General features: G+C 39.6%; 15 protein-coding genes. 9 read left to right on the forward strand and 6 right to left on the reverse strand.

Features of this window, described 5'->3' with window-relative positions; translation table 11 throughout:
• Positions 1-65 precede the first annotated feature (65 nt).
• The 6 genes from lysS to ELZ47_RS04170 all read right to left on the reverse strand — a co-directional run bounded on the left by lysS (position 66) and on the right by ELZ47_RS04170 (position 5366).
• A complete protein-coding gene (gene lysS, locus ELZ47_RS04145) occupies positions 66-1556 on the reverse strand; it encodes a lysine--tRNA ligase (RefSeq protein ID WP_002914784.1) in 1491 nt (496 codons plus the stop codon).
• Positions 1557-1656: 100 nt separating this feature from the next.
• Positions 1657-2292, reverse strand: a complete 636-nt coding sequence (locus ELZ47_RS04150; protein ID WP_125331434.1) for a histidine phosphatase family protein — start codon at positions 2290-2292, stop codon at positions 1657-1659.
• Between the two features lie 62 nt (positions 2293-2354).
• Positions 2355-2840, reverse strand: a complete 486-nt coding sequence (locus ELZ47_RS04155) for an aminoacyl-tRNA deacylase (RefSeq protein ID WP_125331435.1) — start codon at positions 2838-2840, stop codon at positions 2355-2357.
• Entirely contained in the window at positions 2833-3681 is an 849-nt protein-coding gene (locus ELZ47_RS04160; RefSeq protein ID WP_164549550.1) for a DUF368 domain-containing protein, read from the reverse strand. The genes ELZ47_RS04155 and ELZ47_RS04160 overlap by 8 nt, the downstream gene beginning before the upstream one ends.
• 142 nt (positions 3682-3823) lie before the next feature.
• Positions 3824-4681, reverse strand: a complete 858-nt coding sequence (locus ELZ47_RS04165; RefSeq protein ID WP_125331437.1) for a glycoside hydrolase family 25 protein — start codon at positions 4679-4681, stop codon at positions 3824-3826.
• 208 nt (positions 4682-4889) lie between these two features.
• Complete coding sequence (locus ELZ47_RS04170; RefSeq protein ID WP_125331438.1) at positions 4890-5366, reverse strand: glutathione peroxidase; 477 nt, start codon at positions 5364-5366, stop codon at positions 4890-4892.
• A 154-nt stretch (positions 5367-5520) separates the two neighbouring features.
• Here ELZ47_RS04170 and ftsW point away from each other — a divergent pair, with 154 nt between their 5' ends.
• The 9 genes from ftsW to ELZ47_RS04215 all read left to right on the forward strand — a co-directional run bounded on the left by ftsW (position 5521) and on the right by ELZ47_RS04215 (position 16479).
• Positions 5521-6753 (forward strand): cell division peptidoglycan polymerase FtsW, encoded by a 1233-nt coding sequence (gene ftsW / locus ELZ47_RS04175; RefSeq protein WP_126435332.1) that lies wholly within the window; start codon positions 5521-5523, stop codon positions 6751-6753.
• A gap of 46 nt (positions 6754-6799) precedes the next feature.
• On the forward strand, positions 6800-9646 hold the full coding sequence (gene ppc / locus ELZ47_RS04180) for a phosphoenolpyruvate carboxylase (RefSeq protein WP_126435334.1): 2847 nt from the start codon (positions 6800-6802) through the stop codon (positions 9644-9646).
• 255 nt (positions 9647-9901) lie between these two features.
• Positions 9902-11098 carry an elongation factor Tu gene (gene tuf / locus ELZ47_RS04185; RefSeq protein ID WP_002895003.1) on the forward strand — a complete coding sequence of 399 codons (1197 nt, stop codon included), beginning with the start codon at positions 9902-9904 and terminating at the stop codon, positions 11096-11098.
• A gap of 312 nt (positions 11099-11410) precedes the next feature.
• Complete coding sequence (locus ELZ47_RS04190) at positions 11411-12685, forward strand: lipopolysaccharide biosynthesis protein (RefSeq protein WP_126436100.1); 1275 nt, start codon at positions 11411-11413, stop codon at positions 12683-12685.
• Between the two features lie 7 nt (positions 12686-12692).
• A complete protein-coding gene (locus ELZ47_RS04195; RefSeq protein ID WP_126435336.1) occupies positions 12693-13640 on the forward strand; it encodes a glycosyltransferase family 2 protein in 948 nt (315 codons plus the stop codon).
• A gap of 26 nt (positions 13641-13666) precedes the next feature.
• Positions 13667-14638, forward strand: a complete 972-nt coding sequence (locus tag ELZ47_RS04200; RefSeq protein WP_126435338.1) for a glycosyltransferase family 2 protein — start codon at positions 13667-13669, stop codon at positions 14636-14638.
• The gene (locus ELZ47_RS04205; protein ID WP_164549551.1) at positions 14635-15351 is read left to right on the forward strand and encodes a glycosyltransferase family 2 protein; all 717 of its coding nucleotides are present in this window, start codon (positions 14635-14637) and stop codon (positions 15349-15351) included. Before ELZ47_RS04200 ends, ELZ47_RS04205 begins: the two co-directional genes overlap by 4 nt.
• On the forward strand, positions 15351-15710 hold the full coding sequence (locus ELZ47_RS04210; RefSeq protein ID WP_125331744.1) for a DUF2304 domain-containing protein: 360 nt from the start codon (positions 15351-15353) through the stop codon (positions 15708-15710). Before ELZ47_RS04205 ends, ELZ47_RS04210 begins: the two co-directional genes overlap by 1 nt.
• Entirely contained in the window at positions 15700-16479 is a 780-nt protein-coding gene (locus ELZ47_RS04215) for a glycosyltransferase family 2 protein (RefSeq protein ID WP_125331742.1), read from the forward strand. Before ELZ47_RS04210 ends, ELZ47_RS04215 begins: the two co-directional genes overlap by 11 nt.
• Positions 16480-16502 lie beyond the last annotated feature (23 nt).

Below are 16502 nucleotides of genomic sequence, written 5' to 3' on the forward strand. Positions count from 1 at the left end.
GTGATGTAAAAATCCTGCTGGAATTCCAGCAGGATTTGTTTTCTTAATATCGTATAAAATACAGATTATTTCATGGTTGGGAAGAGCAGGACATCGCGAATGGTCGTAACATCTGTTAGCAACATGACCAGACGGTCGATACCGATTCCCAGACCTCCAGTTGGTGGCATGCCGTATTCCAGAGCTTCGACAAAATCATAGTCAATGCCAGTTGCTTCGTCATCACCCAGTTCTTTGGCTTTTGCCTGTGCTTCAAAACGAGATAACTGATCGATTGGATCGTTCAACTCGGTGAAGGCGTTGGCATATTCTTTGGTCATGATGAAGAGCTCGAAACGGTCCGTGAAGCGTGGATCTTCTGGATTCTTCTTAGCCAGAGGTGATACTGCTACAGGATGACCGTAGACAAAGGTTGGCTGAATCAAGGTTTCTTCCACAAATTCTTCAAAGAAGGCGTTGATAACATGGCCGACTTCGGTGAAGTGCTTCTCAAGCGGAACTTTCTTTTCCTTGGCTAAGGCAGCAGCTTCTTCAAAACTCATATCTTGCCAGAAGTCAACGCCTGTAATTTCCTTGATGGCGTCAACCATGTGAACCCGTTTAAATGGTTCGTTAATCTTGATTTCAGTTCCTTGGTAGTTGACCGGTCCATCTCCATTTACAGAGACAGCTGCATGTTGGATAATGCCTTCAGTCAAGTCCATGATGTCTTGGAAGTCTGCATAGGCTTGGTAAACCTCAATGGAAGTGAACTCTGGATTGTGAGTCGCATCCATTCCCTCGTTACGGAAGATACGGCCAATCTCATAAACTCGCTCCATACCACCGACGATGAGACGTTTAAGGTGAAGTTCGGTTGCAATCCGCAGTACCATGTCAATGTTTTGGGCATTGTGGTGGGTGATAAATGGACGGGCAGCAGCACCGCCAGCTTCGTTGTGGAGAACAGGAGTTTCAACTTCAAGGAAGCCTTGTCCATCCAAGTAACGTCGGATTTCTGAGATGATTTTTGAACGAGTGACAAAGCGTTCAAAGCTTTCACGGTTGGAAATCAAATCCAAATAACGCTTACGGTAGATGGTTTCGACATCTGTCAGGCCATGGAATTTTTCAGGCAGGGGACGCAGAGCCTTAGACAAATGAGTAAGGTGGGTCGCCTTGATAGAAAGCTCCCCCATATCCGTCCGCATAATCTCACCTTCGATACCGAGGAAATCTCCTAAGTCAGCCTTTTTGAAGATTTCATAATTTTCTTCACCAACCGCATCTTTACGCACATAAATCTGGATTTGGCCTTCACGGTCTTGGATGTGGGCAAAGCCAACTTTTCCTTTTCCGCGCTTGGTCATGAGACGGCCAGCGATAATAGCTGTTTCATTGAGTTCGTTTAATTCTTCTTTATCTTTATCGTTGTATTTTTCTTTCAGTTGAGCAGAGTTAGCAGTTCGCTCAAATCGTTTGCCAAAAGGGTCAATTCCCTGCTCAGCCAACGCAGCCATTTTTTCACGGCGGATAATCTGCTGGTCGTTTAATTCCTCGATATGTTCAGTAGTCATGTTTTTCCTCCAAAAGTTTTCCTACCTATTTTATCACAAAAGATAGGGAAATTCATCTATATTTGGCTACAAAGTAAGAAAAAAAGCTAGAAATCCAGCTTTAATTTTCTGCCTTTTCAACTAAATAATCCGTATTATTCCAAGTAATCAGTTCAAAATTCTCAAAGTCTTCTGTTTCAAGGATGGTGATACTGGCATTGGTCAGACCGCCATTCTTGCGCAAAAGAGGTGTGTCATAGCCCAGCATGGTTCGAATGCTGGCGGTTAAGTTAGCTCCGTGCCCGACAATGAGGATTTGTTCATAGTCCTTGTCCTTTAAGGTCTTAATAAAGGAAATGGTCCGGTGGGTTGTATGGTAGACTGACTCAGCGTCAAAAAAAGTATGATTAAACTGTGAGAGATTGTGGCGGAAGGCTGTCATCTGGTGAGGATAGATGGCTTCTATGGTAGAGATTTTTGCGCCTTCCAGTTTTCCCAACTGCCATTCTCGCAGTTCAGGTACTGATACGATTTCAGTCGGAAACTGGCTTTCTTCTTGAATAATCTCAGCAGAGCGAACGGCACGAGGGAGGTCGCTGCTGAAAATCTTGCCAAATTGTGTCTGAGCCAGATGTTTTCCTAGGGTATGCAGTTCTTCAACGGCGGTTGGCAGCAGTGGCGAATCGCCGCTGGCTCCCTGAAAGCGGCCTTCCCGATTCCATTCCGTTCTTCCGTGTCGGACAAAGTATAATTTCATAGTGGTTGATTGTTTCTTTCTTATTAGAGTTTATTGAGAATATTAGGTGCAGTATTGAAGAATTATGAGCTAGGATTTTCCTTGAGATCTGCAAAGTCAGCTTGAACAAAATCCGCCAAATCTTGAGCCTTGATTTCGATACTGCGGCCGACTTCGCCAGCTGACACGATGATGCTATCTCGCTCTAGAGCTGACTGGTCGATATAGATTGGAAAGTTATGCTTTTGCCGGATACCGACAGGATTATTGGCTCCGTGAATATAGCCTGTTGTCTTTTCCAAGTCTTTCTGAGGAATCATACTGACTTTTTTATTACCAGAAATTTTGGCCATTTTCTTTTCGGACAGATGCTCTGTGATTGGCAGGATACCAATCAGTGTACCAGTCTTGTCTCCTGTCAAGGCCAAGGTTTTATAAATCTGCGAACGATCCAAACCATCGGCTGGCTGTTCTGCTAAGGCATTTAGCTGCAGACCTTGATGTTCAATCTTAGCCTTGCTTAAAATTTGCTCGACCAGTGTTTTTTTGATTTTTGTTTTTTTAGCCATTAGTATATCTCTCTTCTAATTGTGACATCCAGAGTCCCAGCCAGGTTCCCAGACCGAAGAAAAAGGCTGCAAGGACAAGTGTCAATATAGAAACTCCATGATAGCTAATGCTTTCACTGTTTCCTGCTTGAGGCACTACAATGAGAAGGGTACTGGACAGGACGATGCCAATGATAAAATGATAAACTCGAGAGTAGTAGTTTTTCAAAATATGATCCATCAGCTTAGAGAAGAGAATCAGTGCTAAGGCTCCTCCTATTCCGATAGGAAGAAAGGTGCCCAAGAGATCCAGTTTGCGGAAGCCGTTCAGCATAGGAGCGTAGAGCCCTAAAATCAGGAGAAGGTTGGACGGACTGAGTCCGGGAATTAAAATGCCCAGTCCAATCAAAGCTCCTGCTAAGATAAAAGAGAGGAAGTTAGCTGGCAAGGTGCCGACCATCCCATTTAAGGAATAAAGAAAGATTCCTGAGAGAATGAGGCTGACCCAGAAAACGAGAATATCAATCCGATCACGCTCACTTTTAGCGACAGACTCTTTAATAAGGCTAGGAACAGTCCCGATGATAACTCCGGCAAATCCCCAAAGGACAATCACTTTGTAGTTGTCCAGCAGCAGATTGACAGGATAGGAGAAGGCGGCAATTCCTAAAACCATTCCGATTCCAACTGGTATGAAATAGAGAACATTTTCGACGAAGTTTTCTTTTAAATGTGCTAAAAAATGAATCAGGCGTTCGTAAATACCTAAGATAGCTGCTAAAACACCGCCTGAAACTCCTGGCAAAATAAAGCCAAGTGCAATGACCATTCCTTTGAAAATTCTATTCAACCAAGAAATCATTGTATTTTCCTTTTCTAATTTCATTTATCAAATCATTATATCATAAAATATAGGCTTTATTAAGAGGAAACGGCTGGAAATTTCCTATTTTTTGACAATAAAAAACGACAGCAGTCTTTGAGACTTAAGCTGTCGCTCTGAGCTATTGGTTTTCTTTAGGAACTGTAAATAGCTTTTGATAAGTAGCTGTCTGGTCTTTCAAGGTTGACAGCTGGTTCAAATCAAGATAATGAGAGAAACCAGTCAGCTGACCTTGTGATGTGTACTGATGCAAGTCGTAATCTTGCTCAGTATTTGGTGCGGCATTGTAGTAGCCGTCGTCATTACCATAAGTCGGAATCCAAATTGCTGTGAACTTATCAGTAGAGATACTGTGTTCCTCCATAAAATAAGTTCCAATATAGATACCAATATTTTTAACACCAAGTGACTCTAGCTTGGCTCGGAAAGCTTCAACTCCCGCATTCATGTCAGACATGGTCTTTTCTTCGACGTCTAGCCAATAATAGGTTGGATGGTACTTGGCAGAAGCCTTGTAGAAACTTTCGGCTTCTTTTTCCATTTCCTTTTTGCTATTGGCGGCCACATAGGCATAGACCGCGACAGGGATGTTGCGCTTTTGAAATTCTTTGATATGTCTTTCATAAGACTTGTCCAGACCATTCAGATGAGTTGCTGCATTTTCTTTTTTTGCCTGCGCTCCACTATGAACACGGACAATTACTCCCGAAACATTCTGTGCGAGTAAGTCGTAATTAATCTCACTTGGCAGCTGCCAGCCAGAAATGTCAATGATTGGTCTGGAAATAAACTCTTCATCCAAGGACGAATCATCAGATGTTTCCTCTTTTTTTGAGGAACTTGGAGTTTGTTTAGTTTGTGAAATTTTTGCCTGTGCTTGCTTTTCCTGAGAGTCAGTAATTTGCTTGCTTATCAAAATAAAAGCGATAAAAGAAGCAAAGAAAATTAGGATTGCAAGCGGTTTAATCCTCTTCCTCATACTGGTTTATTTTAACTTAAAACAAATAAAAAAGCAAAAAATATCCCCAGAATTGCCGGAAAATGAATGAAATGTAATATAATTGAAATATTATAAAGCAAAAACAAGACGTTTTGAAAGTTCAAAATGCCTTGTTTTTTTAAAGAGATTAGTCAGGCTGTGGAAGGTGATTTTTCGTTGGCTAAATCGTTTTGCTTTTTCTTACCTTTTATAATAGCTTTTGAATGAGCTCTTCAATCTTTTGGGGAGAAGTTTGTGGAGAGAAGCGTTTGACAACTTTGCCGTCTCGGCTAACCAGAAACTTTGTGAAATTCCACTTTATATTTTCGCCCAGAAGACCGCTTTTTTCTTTTTTGAGCCAGTCAAAGAGTGGAGCGGTATGAGGACCATTGACATCAATCTTAGCAAATCGAGGAAAGGTCGTTCCGTAGTTAAGGCTGCAAAAGCTATTGATGTCTGCAGCGTCTCCAGGGGCCTGCTGGCCAAACTGATTGCAGGGGAAATCCAGGATTTCAAATCCGTCTTTCTGATAGCGCTCATAGAGTTCCTGCAGTTCTTGGTACTGAGGAGTGAAGCCGCAGCCGGTCGCTGTATTGACAATCAGCAGAATCTTTCCTTTATAATCACTCATTTTTTGCGGACTTCCGTCTTGTTTTTGGATTTCGATATCATAAATGTCTGTCATGTTGTCCTCCTTTATCTACCCTCTATCTTATCATATTTTGATGACAAAACAGCAAAGCAAGCCATGATTGTCCCTGTCTTTGCGCTAGTGCTTTTTTTTCAATCCAAAAGGTGGTATAATGAGAATTGAATTTTTAGAAGTTTAATGGTGAAATATGAAAATTGACAAGAAACACTTGTTGAATTATTCCATCTTGATTCCCTATTTGATTTTATCTGTTTTGGGATTGATTGTGGTCTATTCAACGACGAGTCCTACCTCGATTCAGGCCGGAGGAAATGGTTTTGGCATGGTCTTGAATCAGGGGATTTTTTGGGTAATAAGTCTCTTTATAATTGCGCTCCTATATAGAATCCGCTTGGGTTTCCTGAAAAAAGGAGGCATCCTGACTATAGTTATCTTTGCTGAGATTATCCTCTTACTTTTATCTCGTTTTATAACAGGGACTATTAACGGCGCCCATGGTTGGCTCAAGCTTGGAGCTTTCAGTATTCAGCCTGCTGAGTATTTGAAGATTATTCTGGTCTGGTATCTAGCCTTTCGCTTTACAAAGAGGCAGGAGGAGATAAAGGTTTATGATTATCAAGCTCTGACTCACAACCATTGGTTTCCTAAAGCTTTTAACGACTGGCGGACCATGGTGGCTATTCTGATTGGGATTGTAGCGATTATGCCAGACCTTGGAAATGCGACTATTCTATTTTTGACCGTCGTAATAATGATAGCTGTCAGCGGGATTGGCTATCGATGGTTTTCTACGATGCTGGGAGCCATTGTCAGTGTTTCCGGCTTGGTTCTGGCTGGCATTTGGTTAATTGGGGTTGAGCGCGTGGCTAAGATTCCAGTCTTTGGGTATGTGGCCAAGCGTTTCAGTGCTTTTTTCAATCCCTTCAGGGATTTGTCTGGCTCAGGCCACCAATTGGCTAATTCCTACTATGCTATGAGTAATGGCGGCTGGTTTGGTCTAGGCTTGGGTAACTCTATTGAAAAGCGCGGTTATCTGCCGGAGGCTCATACGGACTTTGTATTTTCTATCGTGATAGAAGAGTTTGGTTTCTTTGGTGCCAGTCTGATTCTGGCCTTACTCTTTTTCCTGATTTTGAGAATTATCTTGGTAGGGATTCGGGCCAAGAATCCATTTAATTCCATGATGGCTTTGGGAATTGGCGGTATGATACTCATGCAGACCTTCATCAATATCGGTGGAATCTCAGGTCTCATTCCTTCTACAGGAGTAACCTTCCCCTTCCTATCGCAGGGGGGAAACAGTCTTCTGGTCTTGTCAGTAGCCATCGCCTTGGTACTCAATATTGATGCCAACGAGCGCCGTGATGCCTTGTATGAGCAGATGGAAGCGGAGACGCAAGGCCGGTCTGAGGAAGCTTAATCGCAGTTCGTGTGAACAGTTGTTGCAAAAATGAAAGGTGCAGATTATGTCATTTAACAAATTAGAAAGCTACAGCAATAAAGAAGTGATTCGAGAAGAAGTTGCCATTTTGACAGACTTACTTGCCGATATTACTCGGAATCTTCTCGGCCCTGAGACCTTTGAAAAAATCTCCCTCATGGAAGAGCTGGCTGTTAACTCCAAATATCATGAGTTAAAAGCGATTGTAGAAGAACTGTCGACAGATGAAATGGTGTATATTTCCCGTTATTTCTCTATTTTGCCGCTTTTGATTAATATCTCAGAAGACGTGGACCTAGCTTATGAAATCAACCATCAGAACAATATCGATCAGGATTATCTTGGGAAGCTGTCAACAACCATTGACCTGATTTCAACGCGGGAAAATGCTCAGGAGATTCTGGAAAATCTGAATGTTGTGCCAGTACTGACAGCTCACCCAACTCAGGTTCAGCGTAAGACCGTTCTGGACTTAACCAATCATATCCATAGCTTGCTGCGCCAGCATCGTGATGTTAAAGCAGGCCTAGTCAATGAGAAGAAGTGGCTAGGAAATCTCCGCCGCTATATTGAGCTTATGATGCAGACAGATATGATCCGTGAGAAAAAGCTGAAAGTAACTAATGAGATTACTAATGTCATGGAGTACTATAACAGCTCTTTCCTACAAGCAATCACCAACTTTATGGTCGAATACAGACGCTTGGCGGAAGAGCGGGGCATCAAGCTTGATAATCCTAAGCCTATTACCATGGGAATGTGGATTGGCGGAGACCGAGATGGCAATCCTTTTGTAACAGCAGAGACCCTGAAACTATCAGCCACCCTCCAGAGTGAAGTCATTCTCAACTATTACATTGACAAGGTTTATACACTCTATCGCACCTTCTCGCTCTCGACCAACCTCTCAGAAACCAGTCAGGCAGTAGCAGAAATGGCAGCTCTATCTACTGACAAGTCTGTTTATCGGGAAAATGAGCCTTACCGCCGTGCTTTCCACTATATCCAGTCCAAGCTGATTCAGACCTTGCTTTACCTTAAAGAAGGCAACTTTGCAACTGACGGTCAGCGATTGACTGACCGAGCTGAGGAAAAATTGTCTGCGAAGGCCAACCTTTCTGTCAGCGATAAAGGAAGAGAAATCATTCCTAACTATATCCAGTCTCGTATCAGCGAGACCCTGACTGAGCTGAAGAAGGAGGAGACACCTTCTTACAACACAGCTCAGGAATTTAAAGAAGACTTGCAGGTCATTTATGATTCTCTTATCGAACATCATGGTGAAGCCTTGGTAAGTGGGGACTTGACTGAACTTCTCCAAGCAGTTGATGTTTTTGGCTTCTACTTGGCCAGCATTGATATGCGGCAGGATTCCAGCGTTCATGAGGCCTGTGTGGCTGAACTCTTGGCTTCAGCTAATATTGTTCAGGATTATAGTAGTCTGTCGGAAGAAGAAAAATGCCAGGTCCTCCTCAAACAGCTGCTTGAAGATCCTCGTATTCTGTCTGCTACTCATGAATCTAAATCCGAACTCCTGCAAAAAGAACTGGAGATTTTCAAAACAGCCCGTCAGCTAAAAGATGCAATCGGTGAGGAAGTCATTAAGCAAAATATTATTTCTCACTCGACTAGTGTATCAGATTTACTTGAGTTGGCTATTATGCTCAAGGAAGTGGGGCTGATTGATGAAAATGGTGCTCGTGTCCAGATTGTTCCGCTCTTTGAAACCATTGAGGATTTGGACAATTCCTGTGATACTATGGAGAAATACCTGTCTCTGCCAATTGCGCAGAAGTGGATTGCTTCTAAGGATAATTATCAGGAAATCATGCTGGGCTATTCAGACAGTAATAAGGACGGTGGCTACCTATCTTCTTGCTGGACCCTCTACAAGGCTCAGCAGCAGCTGACAGCCATTGGTGATCAATTTGGCGTAAAAATTACCTTCTTCCATGGCCGGGGAGGTACAGTAGGACGTGGTGGTGGTCCAACTTATGAAGCCATCACTTCTCAGCCACTCCGCAGTATCAATGACCGGATCCGTCTCACTGAGCAAGGGGAAGTCATTGGTAATAAATATGGAAATAAAGACGCAGCCTACTATAACTTGGAAATGCTGGTGTCTGCTGCCATTAACCGTATGGTAACTCATAAGAAGAGCGATAGTCATACGTCTGATAAATATGAGCGGATCATGGATCAAGTAGTCAATCGCAGTTATCAGATTTACCGTGATTTGGTCTTTGGTGACGAGCGTTTCTACGATTATTTCTTTGAATCCAGCCCGATTAAGGCTATCTCTAGCTTTAATATTGGTTCACGTCCAGCAGCCCGTAAAACCATCACTGAAATCGGCGGTCTCAGAGCTATTCCATGGGTCTTCTCATGGTCTCAAAGTCGAGTTATGTTCCCAGGCTGGTATGGTGTCGGGTCAAGTTTCAAGGAATTCATTGATGAAGACCCAGAAAATAATCTGGCCTTTCTGCAATTTATGTATAAGAGATGGCCGTTCTTCAAGTCACTCTTATCAAACGTAGATATGGTTCTGTCTAAGTCGAATATGAATATCGCTTTTGAGTATGCGCAGCTTTGCGAAGATCAGAATGTCCGCGATATTTTCAATATTATCTTGGACGAATGGCAGCTGACTAAGGATGTCATTTTAGAGATTGAAGGTCATGATGAGCTCCTAGCAGAAAATACCTATCTGAGGGATAGCTTGCACTATCGTATGCCTTACTTCAATGTTTTGAACTATATCCAGCTAGAACTAATCAAGCGTCAGCGCAACGGTCAGCTTACACCAGATCAAGAAAAGCTGATTCACATCACCATCAACGGAATTGCAACTGGTCTGAGAAACTCTGGCTAATACAAAGAAAAAAATCGGAATTTTTCCGGTTTTTTCCATTTTTGTAACCAAAGGGCTTCTTAATTCGTTATACTTGTGACAGTTCAACCGCTTTTCTTTGTATCAACCTTACTACAAATTAGACAAGGAATAATTCACAAAAAAATGCTAAAAGACTTGCATTTTCATTTAAATTTGATAAAATAGTAAGGAAAGTTAGACTGTATTGCCTACTGTCTATCTATAAAATATATTTTATTGGAGGCTTTTACTCAAATGGCAAAAGAAAAATACGATCGTAGTAAACCACACGTTAACATTGGTACTATCGGACACGTTGACCACGGTAAAACTACTTTGACAGCAGCTATCACAACTGTATTGGCACGTCGCTTGCCTTCAGCAGTTAACCAACCTAAAGACTATGCGTCTATCGATGCTGCTCCAGAAGAACGCGAACGCGGAATCACTATCAACACTGCGCACGTTGAGTATGAAACTGCTAAGCGTCACTACGCTCACATCGACGCTCCAGGACACGCGGACTACGTTAAAAACATGATCACTGGTGCCGCTCAAATGGACGGAGCTATCCTTGTAGTAGCTTCAACTGACGGACCGATGCCACAAACTCGTGAGCACATCTTGCTTTCACGTCAGGTTGGAGTTAAACACTTGATCGTCTTCATGAACAAAGTTGACTTGGTTGACGATGAAGAATTGCTTGAATTGGTTGAAATGGAAATCCGTGACCTCTTGTCAGAATACGACTTCCCAGGTGACGATCTTCCAGTTATCCAAGGTTCAGCTCTTAAAGCTCTTGAAGGTGACTCTAAATATGAAGACATCATCATGGAATTGATGGACACTGTTGATGAGTACATCCCAGAACCAGAACGCGATACTGACAAGCCATTGCTTCTTCCAGTCGAAGACGTATTCTCAATCACTGGTCGTGGTACAGTTGCTTCAGGACGTATCGACCGTGGTATCGTTAAAGTCAACGACGAAATCGAAATCGTTGGTATCAAAGAAGAAATCCAAAAAGCAGTTGTTACTGGTGTTGAAATGTTCCGTAAACAGCTTGACGAAGGTCTTGCAGGGGACAACGTAGGTGTACTTCTTCGTGGTATCCAACGTGATGAAATCGAACGTGGACAAGTTATTGCTAAACCAGGTTCAATTAACCCACACACGAAATTCAAAGGTGAAGTTTATATCCTTACTAAAGAAGAAGGCGGACGTCACACTCCATTCTTCAACAACTACCGTCCACAGTTCTACTTCCGTACAACTGACGTTACAGGTTCAATCGAACTTCCAGCAGGTACTGAAATGGTAATGCCTGGTGATAACGTAACAATCGACGTTGAGTTGATCCACCCAATCGCCGTTGAACAAGGTACTACTTTCTCTATCCGTGAAGGTGGACGTACCGTTGGTTCAGGTATGGTTACAGAAATCGAAGCTTAATTCGATTCCGTTCCCAGATAACAATTATAGTCAGACACTAAACCCCGTTAAAACGGGGTTTTTTAATATTGTAATTGTTTTAAAAAATAAAGAAGAATAGAAAGCAGTCAGTAATCTCCAGAGTAGATAGCTCGATTTTGCAGAAGCACCTTGAAGATGATTTAGGAGACGGGAAGGGAAGAAGTATAGATATAAGCTTGATAGAAGTTTTGCCCTTTTTGGTTAGGTTGGGGGAAGAAATAAGTATCTAGTACCCTAAGGTTACTTTTTTTAAAGGAATTTATGGTATAATTGGATAAAGTTTTATTTATAATGAAAGAGAGTTTGATTATATTGAAAGTGGTATCGCCACAAAAGATTTTCTTTTGGAATATTCTTGGTAGCCTGTCTTCAGCAGCTGTATCTGTTATTTTATTATTTATAGTGACTCGTACTTTATCTAGTGAGTCAGCTGACTTATATAGTTTTTCTTATGCAATTGCGAATTTACTAGTTATTGTTGCGGGGTTTCAAGTTCGAGATTTTCAAGCAACAGATATTAAAGAAAAATATTCTTTTGATGCATATTTGACTACTAGATTTCTAACTAATATTTTAATGATATTAATTTTATTAGGTTATTTAATTTTAAATTCTTCTACTCATGAAAATTTTTGGATTATATTTTGGGTATCTTTTTTCAGAGTTAGTGAAGCACTGTCTGATGTATTTCAAGGTTTGTTTCAGCAGAAAGAACGATTAGATATAGCTGGTCAATCATTATTTTTTAGAAATATAATTTCAACAATAATATTCGCTGTTCTGTTATTATTTTCTAAAAATCTTCTTTTATCGATTGTTTTTCAAACAATCACCTCTTTCATAGTAGTTCTTTTTTTTGATTTTCCGAAATCTAAGTTGTTTCATCGTATTAATATCTCTATAGTAAAGCTAAAAGATATTTATAGTATTTTAAAGGACTGCTTACCTTTATTTATAAATGCTTTTTTATTAGTTTCAATCTATAACCAACCTAAGTATGCATTAAACGATATTTTTAATAGGGGATTGATTGAAGCGGGAGTTCAGAGAGACTTTAGTATTTTATTCACTCCAATTTTTGCAATGAATCTAATGATTGTTTTTTTACGCCCCATGGTTACACAACTAGCAATTTTCAAGGAAGAGAATAAAATTTCTCATTTTATTACGTATAAAAATAACTTGTTTAAGATTTTATGGGGAACAAGTGTTTTGATTTGTCTTGGTGGGGCGATTGCTGCCATACCTATTTTAAATATCATTTATGGGACAAGATTGGATCAATATCAAATTAGTTTCGTCATTCTTTTGTTAGGTGGTATTGCTAGTACATTTTCTACAGTCTGTGATAATATTTTAACTGTTTTTAGAAAACATCATTATTTGGTCATTTCATTCTTAGCGGGGTATCTTGTATCCATTCTTACAGCTGAACCACTAGTATCCCAATACGGAATTTTTGGAGCCTCTTTGTCTTTCCTTATCTCTATGATTGCTTGGTTGAGTGTCTCGCTGATTATTTATTTTATGACGAATCCATATACTTTTTTGAGAAGGAAAAAATAAGGAACATATGAAATTTTCAATTATTATACCTGCCTATAATGTAGCGGATTATTTAGAAAAATGTGTTAAGAGTGTCTTAATTCAAGAATTTAAAGATTATGAAATTTTGATCATAAATGATGGGTCAACTGACGCTACTGCAATAGTCGCTGACAAATTGTCTGTGGAGAATACCAATAAAGTAAGGGTGTTAAATCAAACAAATGGCGGAGCTTCAAAAGCAAGAAATACAGGTATTGAGTCTGCTCGGGGAGAGTACTTATTGTTTTTAGATGGTGATGACTTTTGGAGTGATCAGCACTTTTTGAATCAACTTGATGAAATAACTACAGAATGTATTGATGATGTTATCGTTTTTGGCTACAGTTATTTTTATGATGATAGAATTTTAGATTTCCCTATATCTATGTTTGAGGAAAATATTTTAAAAGCTACTTGCTTTGGAATATTTAATGGTCCAAATTGGAATAAGTGTGTATCGAAAAAATTATTTCAAAACGGCCTGAAATTTCCAGAGGGAATGGTATCTGAGGATAGTTTATATTGTTCTCGGATCTTAAAAATGACAAAGAAATTTTCAATTCTTAATAGTACTCAATACATGTATCGACAGAACCGCAAAGGAAGTTTGACTAATGTCGTGAAAGAAAAAAATGTTCAAGATACTCTTGAAGGAATCAGGACGGGACTTTCTGACTTGAAGAACTATTCAGTTGAAATTCAAAAAGCTTTAAATATCTATTTCGCAATCTCATATATCTCTATATTACCTTATGTAAATCAATACATTGATAATTTTAAAATTAAAGAGTTGCTTTATCAGTATAAGTATTTGCTCCAGTATGCAAAATATATAGAGAACCGAGCATTTAAATTAACAGGTCTATTAGCCAATTTATTGGGGATAAAATTTTCAATAAAACTATTCCCTATTTTATTGAAGTTTTATAAATAGAGTGGATTAGTTATGAAAGGAAAAATATGTCTAAACCAGCTATTTCAGTTATTATTCCAGTTTATAATGCACAAGACGGGATTAAACGCTGTGTAGATTCTCTTTTGAATCAATCATTTAAGAATTTTGAAATTATTCTTCTGAACGATGGTTCGAAAGATAACTCTTTAAATATTTTAAAAGAATATGAATTGAAGTATAGTTTTGTAAGAGTAATTGACAAACAAAATGAAGGAGTTGCAGTAACTAGAAATAAGGGGATTCTTCTAGCTGAGGGAGAATATACTATGTTCATGGATAATGATGATTTTGTTGATAGTGATTACATTGAAACATTTTATCAGGCCATCCATGAGAAAAAGCTAGACTTGGTTATTGGTGGGTACAAACGTGTCAATCAGGATAACCAGATTATCTTTAGTCAAGATATACAGCAGTCAGAGTGGTCCAAGTATATTATAATGGCTCCTTGGGCCAAAGTTTACCGCACGGAGTTCTTGAAAACGAACAATCTAGAATTTTTTGACTATGGTATAGGAGAAGATATCATTTTTAACCTAGCTGCCTATAAGACAACAGATAAAATAGGATTATTAGACTATAAAGGATATAATTGGTATTACAATAATCAGAGTATTTCTAACACTTCTCAGAGAGGTTTTTCTCCTAAAATTGATATTTTAGTTCTTTTTTCAAAAATATTAGAGCTGGGTAAGCCATCTGAGCTAGTAGTATACTACTTGAAAAGATATTATGTTTGGTATTTGTTTTTTTCTGGGAGATCCTCATCAGATCAGGAGTTTATTCATCAGTATATTAGAATTAAGGAATGGTTAAAAGAGAATAAACTCATCAGTACTATCTCTCCGTTGTCTAAGAAGGTTCAGGGCGAAAGGTTTCAGACTAAAATTTCACTTATTGTTTTTTTGAGCTTAGAGAAGTTAAGGTTAGTTCCATTATTTGCTAAAATTTATTGTAAAGGGAAGAAAGATAATTGAAAGTTTTAATGATAATTCCTGCTTATAATGAGGAAGAAAGTATTTTAAATACGGTTATGAGCATTGTAGAATATCGAAAGAAAGTTGATTTTGACTTAGACTACGTAGTTATCAATGATGGGTCAGTTGACAGAACCAAGGAGATTTTGGACAGTCATCATCTGAATGCTATTCATTTGGTTATGAATTTAGGAATTGGTGGAGCTGTTCAGACGGGCTATAAGTATGCTCTTGAGAAGGATTATGATGTGGCCGTACAGTTTGATGGAGACGGTCAGCATGATATTGAGTCGCTGGATGCTTTGCTGGAGCCTATTCGTCATCAGAAGGCGGATTTGGTTGTTGGTTCTCGTTTTATCGGTGACAAGTCTTCGGAGTTTCAGACGACTTTTATGCGTCGATTTGGCATTAACATTATTTCAGCTTTTATTAAATTAACAACTGGTACAAGGATTTTGGATACCACATCAGGCTATCGTTTGGCTAATCGAGACATTATTCGACAATTCGCTGCGCGATATCCTATCAAGTATCCTGAGCCAGAATCAATCGTCCATATCTTGAAGCGGAAATATAAAGTGGTGGAAGCACCAGCCAATATGTTTGAACGTGCAGGAGGAGTCTCTTCGATTACTCCGATCAAGTCCATTCGCTATATGATTGAAGTTTGTTCTTCGATCTTGATTGCTGCTTTTATGAAAGAGAGTGAATAATGTCCATTTTGTCTATTGTTATGCTAGTGGCTTCAGTTCTATTCCTGTATTTTGTCTTTCGGAATATCAATCAAAACAATATTTTGTTTGAGCAAGCCTTTATGTGGATTATTATTGGCTTTGTACTGATTGTTATCTCTATTTTTGATTGGATTCCAGTTTCGATTGCCAAATTATTAGGCTTTGAGCTGACATCGAACTTTGTCATGTCCTTAGCTATCTTTTTCCTGCTGGTTATTGTTTTTTTACATACTATTTCCATTTCCAAGCAAAAGGAGCAAATCAAGCAGTTGGTGCAAGAACTGTCCATCATGAAGCGAAGAATGTCTAAGTTAGAGAGTGAAGAAGATGAAAAATAACCATACCTGGGTGATTTGTGCCTATGGCGAAAGTGAATTTTTGGAAGCATGTATCCTGTCTTTGCAAGCTCAAACCTTGCCATCAAAGATTATTTGCTATAGCTCAACACCGTTGGATTCAATCAAGCAGTTGTGCCAGAAGTACGGTGTTCCTTTTTATACGAAAGAAGGCGGTGGTATCGGTAAGGACTGGAACAATGCCCTTTCTTTTGTTGAGACGGCTTATACTACCATTGCCCACCAGGATGACTATTATGAGCCAACTTATCTAGAAGCGGTGATGCAGAAGATAGAGCAGTCTAAGGACATTCTCATTGCCTATACAGACTACTTTGAAGAGAAAAATGGAGTCAAAATTCCGGCTAATACCAATCTGAAAATCAAGACTCTCATGCTTAAAACATTGAATCTAATGCCAGCCAGCCGTTTTTGGAGAAATCGGGTCCTGGCTTTTGGCAATCCCATTTCCTGTCCGGCGGTGACTTACAACTTAGAGGCATTAAGCGATTTCCAATTTGATGAGGAAATGCGCGTGAGTCTGGATTGGTACGCTTGGTACAAGATTAGCGCCTATAAGGGTCGCTTTGCTTATATTTCTGAGAAGCTTATGTGCCACCGGATTCATGGAGAGTCTGAAACAACCAAGACTATTTCAGATAATACGCGGACCAAAGAAGACTTGTTCATGTATCAACTTTTCTGGCCTAAGTGGGTTGCTCATCTGATAAATAAAGCATACATGAAGAGTCAAGATGCTAACTCAAACTAATAGAGTTATTTACAAGGAAAGTA

Origin of the sequence: Streptococcus sanguinis (genome assembly GCF_900635155.1) — a bacterium.
Lineage (GTDB): Bacteria > Bacillota > Bacilli > Lactobacillales > Streptococcaceae > Streptococcus > Streptococcus sanguinis_G.